14 protein-coding genes and 1 pseudogene are annotated in these 14,632 nt (G+C 65.3%); 3 read left to right on the top strand and 12 right to left on the bottom strand.

What is annotated here, in order from left to right:
* Positions 1-541 precede the first annotated feature (541 nt).
* From UNPA324_RS21750 to UNPA324_RS21760, 3 genes and pseudogenes are all read right to left on the bottom strand, one after another.
* Positions 542-718, bottom strand: a pseudogene (locus UNPA324_RS21750) (GyrI-like domain-containing protein); the annotation flags it as partial.
* 1 nt (position 719) lies between these two features.
* Positions 720-968, bottom strand: coding sequence for a winged helix-turn-helix domain-containing protein (locus UNPA324_RS21755; protein ID WP_141935862.1), 249 nt, complete (start codon positions 966-968; stop codon positions 720-722).
* Positions 969-985: 17 nt separating this feature from the next.
* Complete coding sequence (locus UNPA324_RS21760) at positions 986-1,225, bottom strand: hypothetical protein (protein WP_128917546.1); 240 nt, start codon at positions 1,223-1,225, stop codon at positions 986-988.
* A gap of 157 nt (positions 1,226-1,382) precedes the next feature.
* Between UNPA324_RS21760 and UNPA324_RS21765 the strand changes: the two genes are divergently transcribed.
* Positions 1,383-2,120: a Crp/Fnr family transcriptional regulator gene (locus UNPA324_RS21765; RefSeq protein WP_141935863.1), complete on the top strand. Its 738-nt coding sequence runs from the start codon at positions 1,383-1,385 to the stop codon at positions 2,118-2,120.
* Between the two features lie 13 nt (positions 2,121-2,133).
* Here UNPA324_RS21765 and UNPA324_RS21770 read toward each other — a convergent pair whose 3' ends face one another.
* From UNPA324_RS21770 to lptF, 9 genes are all read right to left on the bottom strand, one after another.
* Positions 2,134-2,850 carry a Crp/Fnr family transcriptional regulator gene (locus UNPA324_RS21770; protein ID WP_128917544.1) on the bottom strand — a complete coding sequence of 239 codons (717 nt, stop codon included), beginning with the start codon at positions 2,848-2,850 and terminating at the stop codon, positions 2,134-2,136.
* Positions 2,851-3,188: 338 nt separating this feature from the next.
* Positions 3,189-3,425 carry a hypothetical protein gene (locus UNPA324_RS21775; protein WP_128917543.1) on the bottom strand — a complete coding sequence of 79 codons (237 nt, stop codon included), beginning with the start codon at positions 3,423-3,425 and terminating at the stop codon, positions 3,189-3,191.
* A 77-nt stretch (positions 3,426-3,502) separates the two neighbouring features.
* Positions 3,503-4,561, bottom strand: a complete 1,059-nt coding sequence (locus UNPA324_RS21780; RefSeq protein ID WP_141935864.1) for an alcohol dehydrogenase — start codon at positions 4,559-4,561, stop codon at positions 3,503-3,505.
* Positions 4,562-4,584: 23 nt separating this feature from the next.
* Positions 4,585-5,442, bottom strand: coding sequence for a 16S rRNA (adenine(1518)-N(6)/adenine(1519)-N(6))-dimethyltransferase RsmA (rsmA, locus tag UNPA324_RS21785; RefSeq protein ID WP_128917541.1), 858 nt, complete (start codon positions 5,440-5,442; stop codon positions 4,585-4,587).
* Complete coding sequence (gene pdxA, locus UNPA324_RS21790) at positions 5,439-6,479, bottom strand: 4-hydroxythreonine-4-phosphate dehydrogenase PdxA (protein WP_141935866.1); 1,041 nt, start codon at positions 6,477-6,479, stop codon at positions 5,439-5,441. Before pdxA ends, rsmA begins: the two co-directional genes overlap by 4 nt.
* Positions 6,479-7,417 (bottom strand): SurA N-terminal domain-containing protein, encoded by a 939-nt coding sequence (locus UNPA324_RS21795; RefSeq protein ID WP_164935994.1) that lies wholly within the window; start codon positions 7,415-7,417, stop codon positions 6,479-6,481. The genes pdxA and UNPA324_RS21795 overlap by 1 nt, the downstream gene beginning before the upstream one ends.
* Before the next feature lie 69 nt (positions 7,418-7,486).
* Positions 7,487-9,973: an LPS-assembly protein LptD gene (locus UNPA324_RS21800; protein ID WP_181769468.1), complete on the bottom strand. Its 2,487-nt coding sequence runs from the start codon at positions 9,971-9,973 to the stop codon at positions 7,487-7,489.
* Entirely contained in the window at positions 9,973-11,070 is a 1,098-nt protein-coding gene (gene lptG / locus UNPA324_RS21805; protein WP_128917537.1) for an LPS export ABC transporter permease LptG, read from the bottom strand. Before lptG ends, UNPA324_RS21800 begins: the two co-directional genes overlap by 1 nt.
* The gene (lptF, locus tag UNPA324_RS21810) at positions 11,067-12,236 is read right to left on the bottom strand and encodes an LPS export ABC transporter permease LptF (protein ID WP_128917536.1); all 1,170 of its coding nucleotides are present in this window, start codon (positions 12,234-12,236) and stop codon (positions 11,067-11,069) included. The genes lptG and lptF overlap by 4 nt, the downstream gene beginning before the upstream one ends.
* Positions 12,237-12,576: 340 nt before the next feature.
* On the opposite strand from lptF, the gene UNPA324_RS21815 reads away from it, so the two are divergent.
* Both UNPA324_RS21815 and UNPA324_RS21820 read left to right on the top strand, forming a co-directional pair.
* Positions 12,577-14,076, top strand: a complete 1,500-nt coding sequence (locus UNPA324_RS21815) for a leucyl aminopeptidase (protein ID WP_141935869.1) — start codon at positions 12,577-12,579, stop codon at positions 14,074-14,076.
* A 6-nt stretch (positions 14,077-14,082) separates the two neighbouring features.
* Positions 14,083-14,535, top strand: coding sequence for a DNA polymerase III subunit chi (locus UNPA324_RS21820; RefSeq protein ID WP_141935871.1), 453 nt, complete (start codon positions 14,083-14,085; stop codon positions 14,533-14,535).
* The last annotated feature ends 97 nt before the right edge of the window (positions 14,536-14,632 follow it).

The raw sequence follows: 14,632 nt of genomic DNA on the forward strand, positions 1-14,632 counted from the left end.
TGCGCACCCGGTCGGACCGCCGCATCACCGCTGAGACTTGACGCACAGACCCCGGGCGTCAGGACCACACGACTTCTCCGTCCGCGGACGATCCCGCCGAAACACCTGAAGGCTTGCGTGTGCTCGCTTCCAGGCATCAACGAAACCGCTGTGACCGCGCCGGGTCGTATCGCGCCGCCTGAAGACTCACGGTTGCCCGCCCTGTCGTCACGCATGCCGCGCCGGCGCTACCGCGTCCACCGCAACCCGGCCCGCATCTCGTGACGATCGCGAAGCGCCCCTTTGGCAGGGGCCGGGATAGGCGGCTGTATGCCACAAATCCGAAATTCGGGAAAGCGGAATATTTTTGAGGAGGTGACTTGACCAGGGTGTTTTGCCCGACGCCTCGCGAACGGCCGTCTCGATCTCCGCCCGTCATTCCGGGGCGCCCCGAAAGGGCGAACCCGGAATCCATCGTATGGCACGATGCGCGGCCCGATGGATTCCGGGCCTGCGTGCTTGCGTACGCATCCCGGAATGACGGTGGATGCGGTCACAGTTTTCATTTCAGCGGCAGGAACAAATCCGCGGTCGCTTCGTGCTCGGCGACCTCAGGGACGAAGCTCAGCCGCTGGCAATAGATCGGGAAGTCGCGTGCTTCCTCGCCGCTGGCCGGAAGCCAGTCGCGATAAAGGTAGAGCGCGGCGGGCTCCAGATTGTCGGTGTTGCCGACGCCGCGCTCAGCTCAGATAGTCCGGCGCGAAATCCGCAAGCTTGCGCAGCTCATCGGGTTGCAGCAGCCCGATCTCGCTGCCCTCCCAGGCGATCAATCCACGATGTCTCAGCTCCTGGATGGTACGATTGACGTGAACGATCTCGCCGTCGGCGACCTGGCGCAGCGTGGAGGGCAGGGCGGCGATCTGTCGGCGTTCGTCCTCGGACAGGGCTTCGATGGCCTGCAGACGCGCGATGAACTTCGGATGCGGCATGAGCCTCGCGTGCTGCTTCAGTCGTCGCGCGGCACCGACGCCTCGACGAAGCGCCGCGAGAGTTTTGCGATTGTCCAGTCGGAGACCGGCGCAGAGCGGAACTCGCGAATGGCGCGGGCGAGCTCCTGATCGGACATCGGCCGGACCGGCTCCTTCAGCGTGCCCGCGCGCAAGGCATCGCTGATGCTGTCGAAGTGCTCGCTCGTATCCGGCCTGAACAGGCTGCGGATGCGGTCCAGGATCGTCGTAGGGCTCATGAAGGGACGGCTCGGCTCGTCGTCGAGGTGACGGGTTGGATGCGACCGGTACGATCGCAGATCGGTTAGCAACCTGTGCTATCGAGACGCGTTCTAGTCCGCTGAACCCAAGCCGGACGTATCATTTGATAGAACCGGCGCGATTTTTGGCGGCCTCATGGAAAGAGCCCACGACGTGCTGATCCGGAACTTGTGCGAGCACACCGCGCTCGCAGAGGAGGATCTTGCCGAGATCCGCGCGCTGACCTTCACGCTGCGCGATTTCGAGTCGAACGAGGATTTCATCCGGCAGGGCGACAAACCCGAACATTCGGCGCTGGTCGTCTCGGGCATGGTCGCGCGCTACCATCTGCTCGGCAGCGGCGGCCGACAATATCTCGCGTTCCACATCACCGGCGACCTGCCGGACGCGCAGGGCCTGTTCATCGACCAGATGGACCACGGATTGAGCGCGCTGGGGCCCGCCTCGGTCGCCTTCGTCCCGCATCGCGAATTGTTCATCGCGTTCCGGCGGCGGCCAAGCTTTGGGATGGCCGTCTGGCGCGAGACGCTGCTCGATGCCGCGATCTTTCGCGAAGCCATCACCAACAACAGTGCCCGGCCGATGCAGGCGCGCATGGCGCACCTGTTCTGCGAGCTGTTCTACCGCGCCCGCGCCGCGCAGCTCGTCCGCGGCAATCGCTGCCCCTTGCCGATCAGCCTGGCGCAGCTCGGCGAGACGCTGGGCATGGCGATCGCGACCGTGAACCGGACGCTCGGCGAGCTCAGGCGCAGCGGAGCCATGGATCTGCGCGAGGGCGAACTGATCGTGCTGAAATGGCGCGACTTGCAACGGCTCGGCGATTTCAGCCCGGCCTATCTGCACCAGAAACGGCAGTCGCCGCCGCGTGCGTGAGACCGCCGGCGTGCTAGCCATCGGCGGGTGCCGCGCCCCGCACTTCGTCAAAATGCTTCTTCACCCAATCGTTGCAGCAGCAGGCTCTGGCATCGAGCGCCGCTGCGTCGAGGATCAGGATGGCGCCGCGGCGGGTGGCGAGGATGCGCCTCGCCTTGAACATCTGGATGACGCGGCTGGCATAGCTGCGAGAGACGCCCAGCATGCCCGCGAGTTGCTCGTGGGTGAGGGGAATCTCGGCTTGGCCGATATGTTCCTGCGCGGAGATGATCCACTTGGCGGCGCGCTGCTCGATCGAATGCGCGGCGTTGCAGGCCGCGGTCTGCAGCAATTGCGCAAACTGGCAGTCGGCATAGCGCGAAAACACCTCTTGCAGCGCGGCCGACCGCTGCTGCGCCTGCTCGAGCGCGCGCAGCGGCAGCCGAACGAGCGTGCCGCCCAGCTTCACGACGATGCGGGAATAGGCGAGTGAGGGATTGCGGCCGGCGGCGACGCCCACCGCACCCTCGCGTCCCACCAGCAGGCTTTCGACCTCGCGATCATCCTCGACCGGAACGGCGAACGACACGAGCGTGGGGCCGCAGGGGAAATGAACTGCCGCCACGGCGTCGCCGGCGTGATGCAGGATGTGGCTGGCCTCGACTTCGACCGGCTGGAGGTAGGGTGCGAGAAGTTCGAAATCTCGGGGAGTGAGCTGCCGGAGCAGATCGTTCTGGGGCCGACCGGTCACAGTTTCTTCTCTTGGCTGGCCGGGAATCGGCGCCGCTCAGAACCCTACGTTTCCGTGGCGGAACCAACGGTTCCAAAGTGCACACAAGGCCTCACTGAGGGCCGAAAAGTTCGCGCGCCGGCTTTCCGGAATCCGGAAATTGTGGGAGCAGGCCGCTTGCACGCCGGCCCGGCCGCGTGGGTCTTCGCAAGGCCTGTTCAGGAGTGAACATAGCGGGCGTGCGGATTGGCGTAGCGTGTCGGCGCCAGGCGCCGCACCCCGTGCGTTTTGCCCGACGGACCGCCGGGATCCGCCCGAACGCCGCCGGGCCGGCGGGCCCGAGGGGGCGGCGATGATCGTCACCCGACCCGTGCTTCGCGGTCCGCTGTGGATCGGCGTTCGGCCGCGTGCGCGCGATAGGCGTCGATCGCCCTGTTGGCGAGCATCAGCTGCCGGCGCTCGCCGGCCCTGAGCTGGGCTTCGATCGCGTCGAGAAGGAAGTTCGCGCTCTCGTCCGGCGGGCCGAGCTCGCCGCTCTGCTCCAGGCAGCTCCAGGCGATGAAGAATGCGCTTTCGACAGTGCAGCGAATGGACATGCGCTGCCAACGCGGCGGGGTCGAAGGCGTTCCGTGCGGCGGGCGCAACTTGCGTCGGGCCCGCAGCCAGCGATCGGTCAGTTCTTCAGCACGATGCGGCCGACGACCTTGCCGGCACGAAGCTCGTCGATCCATTTCTGGACGTCGCCCATCGGCTCCTCGCGCATCGGCGTCGGCTTGATCTTGCCGGCGCGCGCCAGCGCCATCAGCTCGTGGGCCTCAGCGAGCGTGCCGACCATGAAGCCCTCGATGGTCATGCGCTTATAGACCCACTGCACCATCGGCAGCGTGAACTGGCCGCCCATCAGGCCGGAGACCACGATCTTGCCGCCGCGCGCGGCGACTGCGACCGCAAAGGCCATCGACTTCTCGTTGCCGGCGAAATCGACGATCTCATCGAAGCCGCCTTCGGTCTCCTTCAGGATGCGCTTGATCACGTCGAGCTCGGACGGGTCGTAGGCGACTGCGGCACCGTTGTTTAGCGCGGTGTCGCGCGCGGCCGGCGAGAGGTCGGCGACCGTGATCGGTTGCTTGAACATCGCCTGGGCGAACGACAGTCCCATCATGCCGACGCCGCCGAGACCGATCAGCAAGAGGTTGCGCTGGCGCGGACGGTCGACCAGGCGCTTGAGCGCGCCATAGGCGGTGACGCCGGAGCACATCAGCGTCGCGGCCTGGTTGACGGGCAGGGGGTCGTAGTCGAGCAGATATTTCGCGTCGGGCACCAGCACGTGGGTGGCAAAGCCTCCGTCGATGGAGACGCCGAGGAACCGCTGCTTCACGCAGAGATTCTCGTCGCCATTGGCGCAATCGCGGCACTGGCCGCAGCCGATCCAGGGGAAGACGGCTCTCTTCGTGCCGACGAGGCTTGCCGGCACGTCGGGGCCGACCTCGTCGACCACGCCGGCGATCTCGTGGCCCAGCGTGAACGGCAGCGTCATGCCGCGCGTGGTGTCGAGCTTCCTGCCGCCGCCGAGATCGGCATAGCCGTCCTGGATGTGCAGGTCGGAATGGCAGAGGCCGCAGCGCTCGATGCGCACCAGCACCTCGCGTCCTTGCGGCTTCGGTGTGTCGACGATGGTCTCGCACAAGGGCGCGTCGAACTTGACCAGGGACTGCCTGCGCATCAGCGCCATTTTCTTTCCTCCGGAATTCTTGGTTACTCGGTTTCGCTGCGTATATCCGCCAATTCGCGCGCCATGGCAACAAAGCCCGATATCGGAATGGTCTCCGCGCGCCGCGTCGCATCGACGCCGGCGGCCTGCGCAAGCCGCGCCGGATCGACGCCGAGCGACTTCAGGCTCTGCCGCAGCATCTTGCGGCGCTGGCCGAAGGCGCTGGCTGCGACCTGTTCGAGTAGCTTGCGATCACACGGCAGCGGCTCTGCGCGCGGCTTGAGGCGCACGACGGAGGAGGTGACCTTCGGTGGCGGCACGAAGGCGGACGGCGCAATGTCGAACAGGATCTTGGTCTCACAGCGCCAATTGGCGAGCACGCCGAGCCGGCCATAGGCCTCCTCGTCCTCGTGCGCCACGATGCGCTCGCCGACCTCGCGCTGGAACATCAACACCATCATGTCGTACCAGGGCGGCCAGGGCTCGGTGGTAAGCCAGTTGATCAAGAGCTGGGTCGCGATGTTATAGGGCAGGTTGGCGACGATCTTTGCTCGTTCGCCAGCGAGCAGCGGGCGGGGATCGAATGTCATGGCGTCGCCATGCACGATCTCGAGCCTGTCAGGGTAGCGCGCGGAAATATCTTGCAAGGCTGGGATCGCGCGCTCGTCGTGCTCGATGGCGATGACGCGTTTGGCGCCGAGCGCGAGAAGCGCGCGCGTCAGTCCGCCCGGGCCGGGGCCGATCTCGACGATGGTGGAGTCCTCGAGGGGCGCTGCGGCGCGCGCGATGCGCGCAGTGAGATTGAGATCGAGCAGAAAATTCTGGCCGAGCGATTTGCGCGCCGACAGCGCGTGCCGGCGAATGACCTCGCGCAGCGGCGGGAGGTCGTCGATCGCGCTCATTTGTCTTGCGAAGCCGCCATGCGGCTGGCGAGCCGGAGCGCTGCGATCAGGCTCGCCGGATTGGCCTTGGCCGTGCCGGCGATGTCGAAGGCGGTGCCGTGATCGGGCGAGGTGCGGACGAAGGGCAGGCCGAGCGTGACGTTGACCGCGTTGTCGAAGGCGACCGTCTTGATCGGGATCAGCGCCTGGTCGTGATACATGCAGATGGCGCAGTCATAGGTGCTGCGCGCGGCCTCGTGGAACATGGTGTCGGCGGGCAGCGGGCCCCTGGTCTCGATGCCGTCGCCGCGTAGCGTCCTGAGCGCGGGGGCGATGATGGTCTGCTCCTCGTGGCCGAGCGAGCCGTCCTCGCCGGCATGCGGATTGAGGCCGGAGACCGCGATGCGCGGCCGCGCGATTCCGAAGCGGGATTTCAGTTCGGTTGCGACGATGCGCACGGTCGAGACGATCAGCTCGCTGGTGAGCTCTCCCAGCGCATCGCGGAGCGAGACGTGAATGGTCACGGGCACCACAGCGAGTTGCGGCGACCACAGCATCATCACCGGCTGCGGCACGCGCCCGTTCTCTGCGGCGAGCTCGGCGAGGAATTCGGTGTGGCCGGGATGACGGAAGCCTGAGCGGTAGAGCACGCTCTTGGCGATCGGATTGGTGACGATTGCGCCGGCGCGGCCCTCGCGAACATCGGTGACCGCCTGCCGGATCGAGGCGAGTGCGGCCGGCGCACTTGATGCGTTGGGCTTGCCGGGCTCGGCGGTCGCGCGCTCGCCGGTGGCGACCACGGGCAGGGCATCGATGAAGGCAGAAGCGGCTTCGCCGGGACTCACCGCCGCGGTCTTGATCTCGGCCCCCAGCGATGGAGCGAGCGCCTTGGCGCGGTGCGCGATCAACGCCTCGTCACCGAGCAGATAGAAGGCGGGCAGGTTCAGCTCGCGGCGTCGCAGCCAGGCTGCGATCGTGATGTCGGGGCCGATGCCGGCGGGCTCTCCCAGGGTCAGGGCAAGGGGAAGGGGAAGCGGCTTTGCTGCGCGATCGGCCATCAGCGGTGGTTGCGATATTCGATCATCGCCGCCTTGCGGAGCTCGTCGAGATAGGCCTTCTGGGTCTTCTCGTACTTCTCCTGATACATCTTCTCGCGGACCTCGCGCTTCTTCGGCGTGTCGATCATGGTCGGCTTGCGCGAGCACAGCACAACCATCTCGATGCCGTTCTTGGTCATCTCGGGCGCGGTCAGGTGGCCGATCGGGGTATCGTCGAGCACCTTGCGCAGCGCTTCCGGCAGTTCCGCGGTGGTCTTGGTGACGCTGTCGCGAATGGTGGCGTTCGGCGTCGAGCGGAACAGCGAATTGGCTTCCTCGCAGCTTCCGACGCGCGCACGGTAGCTCTCGGCTTCCTTCTTCCGGGTCTCAAGGAACGCCGCGGACGAGCCGCGCGGCACGATCAGCACGATCGGCTGCATCTTGTATTCGGTGCCTTCGATCTGAAGCTTGTCGCCGGTCTCGGCCTGCACGGCCTGCGCGACGTCGCGTTCGCCGACCAGCAGCTTCTCCTTGAAGCGGCCGCGCACGAGGCTGGTCCAGACCATCTCGGCCTTCATGCGGGCCTTCAGCGTTTCGGGGCGGACGCCTTTGGATTCGAGCGACTTGGTGAGCTGGTCCGGCGTGATGCGCATGCGTTGCGCCATGCCCTCATAGGACTGGTTGAGGTCGGAGACGCCGGGATCGACCCCGTACTTCCTGCCCTCCTTCGTCTTCACCTTGTCGTCGATCAGCTCGTTGATGACGTCCTGCCGGCTCGGGGTCTTCTGCGTCGTCAGCTGGTCGAGCTTGGAGCGCTGCTCGATGTCGAAATCGGTGATCGGATCGCCGTTGACCATGACGACGATGTTCTGCGCTCGCGACGGCGAGGGCAGTCCGGTCAGGATCAGTCCGGCACTGATGGCGAGCAGGAGGCGGAAGACGGGCAATGGAGTCGTCATGATTGTCGCTCGCATGTCAGCCGCGTCGAGCCTGTGATGGGGGCAAGCGCGGCCGGCACTTCAAACCGTTCACTGGAGGCCGGAGGAACTGCTGGTCGTCGACGAGTTCGCCAGCGTGCGCAGGCCGATCTGGAACATGAACGCGTGGCTCAGCACGGGCGGCGTGGTGCCCGCAGAATAACTATACGAAGTTACGTAGTTCGCCGCCAGCACGAAGCAATCGTCGACATAGCCGGCACCGACCACATATTGGTTGATCTTGTTGGCCTCTAGATCCCACCGCGCCGAGCCCGACACCACCCAGTTGTTCGCGATTTTCAGCGATCCCGAGGTCAGGATGCCCTGACGGCGGGTCAGATAGCCGAGCTCCGGCTGCGCTGCGTAACTGCCGTACAGCATGCTGACCGACCAGCGATTGAAGTTGGCGCGGCCCTCCGCCTCGAAGCGTTGCACGTTCCAGGTCTGCTCGTCCATGCGGGAGCGGATGCTGAACGTGTAGGTGCTGTTGGGCGAATAGCTGGCGCTCGCGACGTAATCGGAACGCGGCTTGTCCAGGCCGGAATTGATGCCCGTATTGATGGTGTCCTGGACCGCGAAGGAATTCATGCCGAACAGCTGGTAGGACTGGCCGAACAGCACCTTGACGGCGCCGCCCTTGTCGAACTGCGTGGTGGACTGCACGCCGACATTGGCGCGGCCGCCGCCCTCGACGCGGTCGTAGCCGGAGAACTTGTCGACGCTGAACAGGTTCGATGCGTCGAACACCATGCTCTGGGCGTCCTCGTTCGGGAGCTTGCCGGCATAGGTCTCGTTCGGCCGGATGATGATCTGCGCGATCGGCTCGACCGTGGTCGATCCCCAGGGCTGAATGTTGATGAAGGGGTAGCGGTATTCGAGGCCCACGGTCGGCATCAGGCGGAAAGCCTGGGTGTCGCCGACGGGAAGATAGTTCGACACGCCCGGCTGGTTGGAGACCGAGGAGTTGATCGCGTCGGCGCGGAGGCTCGCGAACGGCGTCCAGATCTGGCCGAGCGGATCGGTGAAGGACTTGCGCCATTGCGCTTCCGCCGTGAGGCGGGTGTAGGTGCCGGGGAAGCCGCGGAGCAGGCACTGCGAGGGCGTGCGGGCCAGCGGATCGGCCGATGCCGTCGTGCACAGGCTGTTGGTGTTGGCGATCGTCGTGATCGGATCGAACACCGCCTGATCGCGCGACAGGTTCACGAAATTGGTCTTGTAGCTGAACTCGCCGCCGAAGACCGGATAGTTGAGCACGTTGGAATAGTCGATCACCGGATAGACGATCGGCACCTGGCTCTGGTTGCCCGAATAGCTCAGCCAGTACATCGTGCGCGCGTCGAAGAAGCTGCGGTTGCCGACACCGGTCAGATAGAGCTGCGACAGCGCCTCCGTCGGCAGCAGCAGGAACGAGCCGAGCGGATCGCGGTACTGATAGAGGCGGTAGTCCGAGAAGAAATAATAGTCGGACATCAGGACGCCGTCCCAGCCCCAGACCCATTTGTCGTTCAGCGCGAACTGACCCTTGGTGTCGATGGCGCCGCGGAACTGGCGGTCGCCGGGCTGCCCGGCAAACGCGCCGGGATCGAGCTGGTCGATGCCATAGGCGCGGATCTGGTAGGCGCCGTCGATCAGGCGCTGGCGGAACTCGCCCTGCAGCAGCACGCCTTGCCGCGACAAGAAGCGGGGCGTGATGGTCGCGTCCATGTCGGGCGCGATCGCCCAATAATAGGGAACCTCGACGCCATAGCCCGTGTTGGTCGTGCCGGAAATGTAGCCCGGCATCAGGAAGCCGCTCTTGCGCTTCACGGTCGGGTCGGGCGTCGAGAAATAGGGCATGTAGGCGAGCGGCACGCCGAAGAATTCGAGCTGGGCCGTCTCGAAATACAGCATCTTCTCCTGCTGGTCGTGGATGATGCGCGCACCCTTGACCTGCCACAGCGGCGGCTTCTTCGGATCGTCCCGACAGGGCGCGCAGGCCGTGTAGACGCCGTTCTCGAACACCGTGTAATTGCCGCTGGAGCGGTCGGCGCGGCTCGCGGCCATGCGGGTCTGGTCGGCGGTGTCCACGCGCAGCGAATCGACGAAACCGTCGCGGTAATCGTCGGAGAGATCCATGATCTCGGCATAGGTGATCTTGCCGTCGGCATCCGTCATGCGGATGTTGCCTTCGGCATGCAGCCGCTTGGTCTTCTGGTCGTAGATGACCCTGTCGGCCTCGACGCTGGTGCCGTTGTAGAACAGCTGGACGTTACCGACCGCGGAGACGCGCGAATTGTTGTAGTCGTAATCGACCTCGGTCGCCTGAACCAGCATCTGGTTGTCGCTGGCGGCCTTCGCCGGCTTCGGACGCGGCGGCAGCGGATTGTAGGTGTATTGGGCGGAGGCCGGCGCCACGGCGGCAACGTCGATCAGCGCGCCGAGCGATGCCACGGCAGCGACAGCCATCACGAGCCTGCGAATGGACCAGCCACACCCTTTCGCGCGCATCACAATGCGGCGCGTCAAACGAGACACGGGTCCTCGACGGACGGCAGTCACTAACCGTCCTCCTGGTACAACAAGGCCAAAAAGCCGGTCAGGCCGCCCACCACCACGGGCAACCACGCCGCAGCGATCGGATGCATCAACTCAGCCTTGCTCAAGTCTTCAGTCACTTTCGACAGAACGTAGAGCAGAAAGCCTGCGCCCACGCCACTCAAAACCATCTTTTGCACGCCGCCCATCCGGAAGAAGCGCAACGACACGGAGGCCGCTAGCATCACCATGGCTGCAAGCAAAAACGGCTGTGCCAGAAGCTTCTGATACTGGAGTCGGTATCCGGCTGTCGCGAAGCCCGAGCTTTCGGACGAGCGGATGTAGCTCGGTAGTTGCCAAAAGGACACAGTCTCGGGGGTGGAAAAGCTGTTGCGGACCTGGGCCTCGGTCAGCGTTGTCGGAATCTCCAAGGTGGCCTGGTCGATCGGCGGGGCATCAAGCGAGAAACGGCGAACGCCCTTGAACAGCCAGCGACCGGACTCGAGCGTCGCCTCGCGCGCCTCGACCCGTTCCTTGAAGTGCTGGTCAGGGTCGAACCGGAATAGCGTGAGCCCGGTGAGCCGGACGCCCTGCTGCTCGCTGCGCGCCGCATTGATGATCGTCTGGCCGTCGTTGGTCACCTGATTGAGCCAGAAGCCGGAGGCGTCCTGGATGCCGCCGCCGGGTGCCGAGCCGAACAGCTCGGCCTCCATGCGCTTGGAGGCTTCGCGTAAGTTGGCGGACATCGGATTGTAGGCGGCGGTGGCGATCACCCCGATCAGCAGCGCGCTGCCCAGCGCCGGCGAGATGAACTGCCATGCGGAGACGCCGGCGGCGCGCGCAACCACGAGCTCGAGCCGGCGCGAGAGCGCGAGATAGCAGGTCATGGCGCCGATCAGCATGCAGAACGGCGTCAGCTTCTCCAGAAGCTGCGGCACCCGGAACAGCGAGGTCTCGGCCACCATGAGCGCCGAGGCGGAGGCCAACCCCGAGGTCTTGCGCACCATCTCGATGTAGTCGACCAGCACCAGCAGCAGGAAAATGCCCGCGAACACGCCGAGCGCCGCGATCACGAAGCGGCCGGCGAAATAGCGCCCGAGTGTGTTGGTGAGCATGCTCATGCGGTGGCCGGACGTCCGAACAGCCGCGCGATGCGCGCGTTCGACCTGTTGATGGCTTCCATCAGGCCGGGGGGCGGTTCGACCACGACGCCGCCGACGATCATCCACAGCCCGATGCCGATGGAGCCGAGAACCATCGCGTATTGCACCAGCACCGGGGCCGGCGATTTCACCGCCATCACCGAGCACGCGAAGCCGGCCATGCGCAGGCCGAACACCGCGAGCACCGAGCCGCCGATCGAGAAGTTGCGGCTCTGACGGGTGGTGCGCGGCGCGCCGAGGAAGGCGAAGGTCAGCACGGCAAAGGCGAAGGGATAGATCGGCGCGAGCAGGCTGTCATGCAGCGCCGAGCGGAATTGCCCGGGGATCTGCTTGTAGACGGGGTCGTCCTCGGACGGCGAGAACAGCTCCCAGAGATAACGTTCGCGGATGCCCAGGGTGACGTCGCGGCCCTGGTTGGAGAATTTCGACATGTCGAAGCCGTAGCGGCCGAAAGCCACCAGCGCCGGATCGCGCTTGCCCGCCTCGAAGCGCTGGAGATTGCCTGTCTCCAGCACCAGGAACGAGCCGGTGTCGTTCTTCACGACCTCGCCGTGTTCGGCGACGATCGAGACGCGCTCGTTCGGATCGCGGCGGTCGTCGATGAAGATGCCGGCAAGAATGCCGCCGGGCTGGCGTTCGCGAATCCGGATCGTGAGGTTCTTGTCGAGCTGGGCGAAGCGGCCGGGCTGCAGGATGTTGGTGAGCACGTCCGCGGTGATCTCCGCGTCCCATTGCTTGATCCGCCGCATGCCGTCAGGGGCGAGATAGGCCGCGATGAAGGCAACCAGCAGCGCCACCACGCAGGTGGCGTAGAAGAACGGATAGAACAGCCGGAACGGCGAGAAGCCGGCGGCATTCATCACGATGATCTCGGAATCGGTCGCGAGCTTGTTCAGTGTGTGCGAGATCGCGATCATCAGCGCGATCGGCGAGATGATCAGGACCAGGGCGGGGATGACGAGGCTGGTGATGCCGAGGAAGGTGAGGATGGTCTGACCCTGGCTCGTCATCAGGTCGATGCCGCGCAACGCCTGCGTAATCCAGATCACGCCGGTGAGGCTGACCAGGACCAGCGCAAACGACGCCAGCGTCGTGCGGAAGATATACCTATCGATCGACCCCATGCGCTACCGCACGAATCCCACCAAGTCCCCAATGTCGGCCGGAATTCCGCTTGTCCAACCAATCCCCGATCAGGGGATCCCCAAGGTTGGCCAGCAGGCTCTTCCGCCAGCGTACTCTCTCACTACCATCCCTTTGATCCGTCAACAAAATGGCTGCCCCGTGGCACCCTCAATATATGGTTAATATTTCGCTGGTTGTGGCCGTGAGGCCACGGGGGTGCTTGGCATCTGCCGGGCCGCTGGCCCATAGTGCACAACGTTCAGTGAATCGTCGTTCAGCCCGGCCCGTGGCCGGGGTCGTCCCACCGGAAAGAAGCCCCACGTTTTGAAGGAGTTACCCATGTCCGATGCCATCAAGGTCGGCTTCGTCCCCCTGTCTGCCGCCGCCCGTGGTATCTTGGTCGTGTTCTGTGACGACAGCCTGAAAGTCGGTCCCGCAACGGCCAAGGCGCTGGGCGGCGCCATCGACCTCGTGAAGCGCGCGGCCGCCGCTGCCGCCTTCAAAGGTAAGAGCGGGGCCGCGCTGGACATCCTGGCGCCGGAAGGGGTGAAGGCCACCCGCCTGCTCGTGATCGGCGCCGGCAAGGCAACCGGCCTGAAGGCGAACGATTTCCTCAAATTCGGCGGTGTGGCGGCGAGCAAGCTTCCCGCCGGGACTGCCGCCATGACCATCATGGCGGAGCTGCCCGATGGCGCGATGGGAAGCGAGCAGGCGGTTGCGATCGCCTCCGGCCTGCGCCTGCGCGCCTACAAGTTCGACCGTTACAAGACGAAGAAGAAGGACGGCGAGGAGGGCGGCTCGCGGGCCGACATCTCGCTTGCGGTCGGCGATGCCGCTGCCGCGAAGAAGGCGTTTGTCGCGGCCGGCCATGTCGTCGACGGCGTGATCATCGCGCGCGACCTCGTCAACGAGCCGCCGAACGTGCTCTTCCCGGAGGAGTTCGCGCGCCGAGCCAGTCAGCTCCGCAAGCTCGGCGTCAAGGTCGAGGTGCTCGACGTCAAGGCGATGCAGAAGCTCGGCATGGGCGCGCTGCTCGGTGTCGGTCAGGGCTCGGCGCGGCCGAGCCGCATGGTGGTCATGCGCTGGGACGGCGGCAAGAAGGGCGAGGCGCCGGTCGGCTTCATCGGCAAGGGCGTCTGCTTCGACACCGGCGGCATCTCGATCAAGCCGGCCGGCAGCATGGAGGACATGAAGGGCGACATGGGCGGCGCGGCCTGCGTCGTCGGCCTGATGCACGCGCTGGCGGCGCGGAAAGCCAAGGCCAATGTGGTCGGCGCCATCGGCCTCGTCGAGAACATGCCCGACGGCAATGCGCAGCGGCCGGGCGACATCGTCACCTCGATGTCGGGCCAGACCATCGAGATCATCAACACCGACGCGGAAGGCCGCCTCGTGCTGGCCGACGTGCTCTGGTATGTCGCCAAGAAGGTGAAGCCGAAATTCATGGTGGATCTGGCGACGCTGACCGGCGCGATCGTGGTCGCGCTCGGTACCGAGCATGCCGGCATGTTCTCCAACAATGACGAGCTGGCCGAACGCCTGCTGACGGCCGGCATCGAGTGCGGGGAAAAGGTCTGGCGCATGCCGCTCGGTCCCGAATACGACAAGCTGATCGATTCCCAGTTCGCCGACATGAAGAACACCGGCGGCCGTCATGGCGGCTCGATCACCGCCGCGCAGTTCCTGCAGCGCTTCATCGACGGGGTGCCCTGGGCCCATCTCGACATCGCCGGCACCGCCATGGGCGCGCCGAAGACCGACGTCAACCAGAGCTGGGGCAGCGGCTATGGTGTCCGTCTGCTCGACCGTCTGGTCGCCGATCATTACGAGCGCAAATGACCCGAAATGACTGAAGTCCTGTTCTATCATCTGCAGAACATGACGGTGGAGAACGTGTTGCCGCCGCTTCTCGAGAAATCGCTCGAGCGCGGCTGGCGCGTCGTGGTGCAGTCAACCTCGGAAGAGCGCGCCGATGCGCTCGACGCGCATTTGTGGACCTATCGCGACGATTCCTTCCTGCCGCACGCGACATGGCGCGTGAACGACGCCGCCGATCAGCCGATCGTACTGGCGATCGAGGAGGGCAATCCCAACGGCGCCCATGTCCGCTTCCTGGTCGACAATGCCGCCCTCCCAGAGGACGCGCAGGGCTATGCGCGCATGGTGCTGCTGTTCAACGGCGACGATCCGGATGCGCTCGCGCTCGCCCGCAGCGCCTGGACCGATTGCAAGGCGCGGGGATTTGATGTCACCTATTGGCAGGCCGACGAGCGGGGCCGGTGGCAGCGTCGGAACTAGCGTCCTTCGCAATTAATGATAATTTGCACTTTTCGGGCGATGCTGGCTTTGGTCACCTTCGTGCCGCAAAGTGATGTTGGGACAATCGCTTAGGGCT

Source organism: Bradyrhizobium sp. UNPA324, assembly GCF_006658635.1.
In the GTDB taxonomy this organism is placed as follows: Bacteria; Pseudomonadota; Alphaproteobacteria; order Rhizobiales; family Xanthobacteraceae; genus Bradyrhizobium; species Bradyrhizobium nanningense.

What these genes read in the sequence shown, in the direction of transcription:
- UNPA324_RS21755 (WP_141935862.1), bottom strand. Translation starts at nt 968, where the DNA reads ATGCCGCATCCGAAGTTCATCGCGCGTCTGCAGGCCATCGAAGCCCTG.
- UNPA324_RS21760 (WP_128917546.1), bottom strand. Translation starts at nt 1,225, where the DNA reads ATGAGCCCTACGACGATCCTGGACCGCATCCGCAGCCTGTTCAGGCCG.
- UNPA324_RS21765 (WP_141935863.1), top strand. Translation starts at nt 1,383, where the DNA reads ATGGAAAGAGCCCACGACGTGCTGATCCGGAACTTGTGCGAGCACACC.
- UNPA324_RS21775 (WP_128917543.1), bottom strand. Translation starts at nt 3,425, where the DNA reads ATGTCCATTCGCTGCACTGTCGAAAGCGCATTCTTCATCGCCTGGAGC.
- UNPA324_RS21780 (WP_141935864.1), bottom strand. Translation starts at nt 4,561, where the DNA reads ATGGCGCTGATGCGCAGGCAGTCCCTGGTCAAGTTCGACGCGCCCTTG.
- rsmA (WP_128917541.1), bottom strand. Translation starts at nt 5,442, where the DNA reads ATGAGCGCGATCGACGACCTCCCGCCGCTGCGCGAGGTCATTCGCCGG.
- pdxA (WP_141935866.1), bottom strand. Translation starts at nt 6,479, where the DNA reads ATGGCCGATCGCGCAGCAAAGCCGCTTCCCCTTCCCCTTGCCCTGACC.
- UNPA324_RS21795 (WP_164935994.1), bottom strand. Translation starts at nt 7,417, where the DNA reads ATGACGACTCCATTGCCCGTCTTCCGCCTCCTGCTCGCCATCAGTGCC.
- lptG (WP_128917537.1), bottom strand. Translation starts at nt 11,070, where the DNA reads ATGAGCATGCTCACCAACACACTCGGGCGCTATTTCGCCGGCCGCTTC.
- lptF (WP_128917536.1), bottom strand. Translation starts at nt 12,236, where the DNA reads ATGGGGTCGATCGATAGGTATATCTTCCGCACGACGCTGGCGTCGTTT.
- UNPA324_RS21815 (WP_141935869.1), top strand. Translation starts at nt 12,577, where the DNA reads ATGTCCGATGCCATCAAGGTCGGCTTCGTCCCCCTGTCTGCCGCCGCC.
- UNPA324_RS21820 (WP_141935871.1), top strand. Translation starts at nt 14,083, where the DNA reads ATGACTGAAGTCCTGTTCTATCATCTGCAGAACATGACGGTGGAGAAC.